Origin of the sequence: Microcystis sp. LEGE 08355 (assembly GCF_015207185.1) — a bacterium.
Lineage (GTDB): Bacteria > Cyanobacteriota > Cyanobacteriia > Cyanobacteriales > Microcystaceae > Microcystis > Microcystis panniformis.
The window spans coordinates 1-1,601 of record NZ_JADEXI010000818.1; the positions used below are offsets into that span (position 1 = coordinate 1).

Below are 1,601 nucleotides of genomic sequence, written 5' to 3' on the forward strand. Positions count from 1 at the left end.
CCCCACACCCTGTCCCCACCAACAAACTTTTTGCTGCAAACCCTAAATAGTTAGGGATTTTCCCGATTTTTTGGGGAACGAGTAAATAGTTTTAAGTAGGTAGAAACAGAGAATTCCTTAATTGGGAAGGTGATAAAAGTCAAGGGATTAATAGTAATAATAATATTGCGACTATCTCTTTGTACCGCCTTGATAATCTGTTTAGCCACCCAATCGGCGGACATAATACCCACAGGATTTAAATTACTCTTAAAAGGGCCAAGAATTAGCTTTCTTACCACACAGGGAGCATCTAAACGACGCAGGGTAATCATATCACCGATCGCTCGTTTACTGAGTTCGTAGAGGGGACTAAAGGCAGGATTAACCTCTGCTTCCGAGGTATTCACCCAGACTTCCTTGCGGGCAATTTGCTCGTTAGTGCGGACAGTTTTGAAGAATAATTCCATTAAACGCCAGACGGAAAAAGTATTCACTTGGTAGGCTAATTCGATCGCTTCTGGAGTTCTTTGGCCGTGGACATTAACGCCATGATTTAAAATCAGTATATCTACAGACTGAAATAGGTCTTGAAGTTGCGTTTCTTCACCGATTTGCCATTTTACGGTTTTTATGGGTACTGATTCGCCGTTAATTTCAATGGCGATCGCATTCTCCCCGGAAGTGAGCGCGATTACCTTGGCTCCCTTCAGTTGTAGGTACTTTAACAGCGATCGCCCTAAAGTTCCATTCGCTCCGGTAATGGCGATCGTTTTACCCTTAAGAGAAAGTGCCGTCCCCATCAATTTATCCATAAAGGTGAAAGTTCCACAATAATAAGCCTTTTGGTTATCAAAATGGTGTCGCCAGTGGTAGGTACGATTAACGCGCCATTGAGCCGGTAAACTCTCAAATTGCCCCGGACGATGGGTTAAATCGGTTAATTCCTCCAGATTGGCGATGCCTAAACCTCGACCGATCGCCGTACTGAGAAAAGCCAAAGTATAAAGGGAACCTAACCAACCCAACCAAGGGCGATCGAACCCCCAAGAGTAGGCCAGTAGTACAGGTAAAACACTGGCAGCCAACATAACCAAGGCCTCCGGTACATCATTGTACCAATGGGCCCGACGATAAATTTCCTCGCTCATTACCGACAGATCGGGACGAAAAACCCGATGATGCCAGACGTGCAGACGATAAAGGGGCTGCCAATGGTGGGCCAGAGCATGATAGCTATCACGCACGATCTCCACCCAAATAATTGAGCCACAAATCAGTCCGACACAGAGGAGCAGGTTTGACATAGGGGATAAATGTTAAATTTTCTCAACGAATGTAAACAAGGCAATCTTAGCCGAAAAAGCGCATTTATCGGGCAAAAAAAACCAATAGCCTGAAAAACTAGGGTTTCTTTCCCGAAAAAACTTAAGATTCTGTTAAAAATTTTAACAATTTTCGGTAAGATAAAGCAAGAAATAAGCTTCTATTTGAACAATAGACCTCTTGCATAATTTTTTTATGGTATAATGGAGGGTTTTGCTTTTTTCTCAATTCTTAGATTGAAGTGGAAAAAAGAATAAAATGTGATCTTAGGTCAGGAAATCATCTATAATTTTGCT

General features: G+C 42.5%; 1 protein-coding gene. It reads right to left on the reverse strand.

The window, feature by feature from the left end:
* Nucleotides 1–50 precede the first annotated feature (50 nt).
* Nucleotides 51–1,286 (reverse strand): bifunctional sterol desaturase/short chain dehydrogenase, encoded by a 1,236-nt coding sequence (locus IQ242_RS24355; protein ID WP_193961728.1) that lies wholly within the window; start codon nucleotides 1,284–1,286, stop codon nucleotides 51–53.
* Between the last annotated feature and the right edge of the window lie 315 nt (nucleotides 1,287–1,601).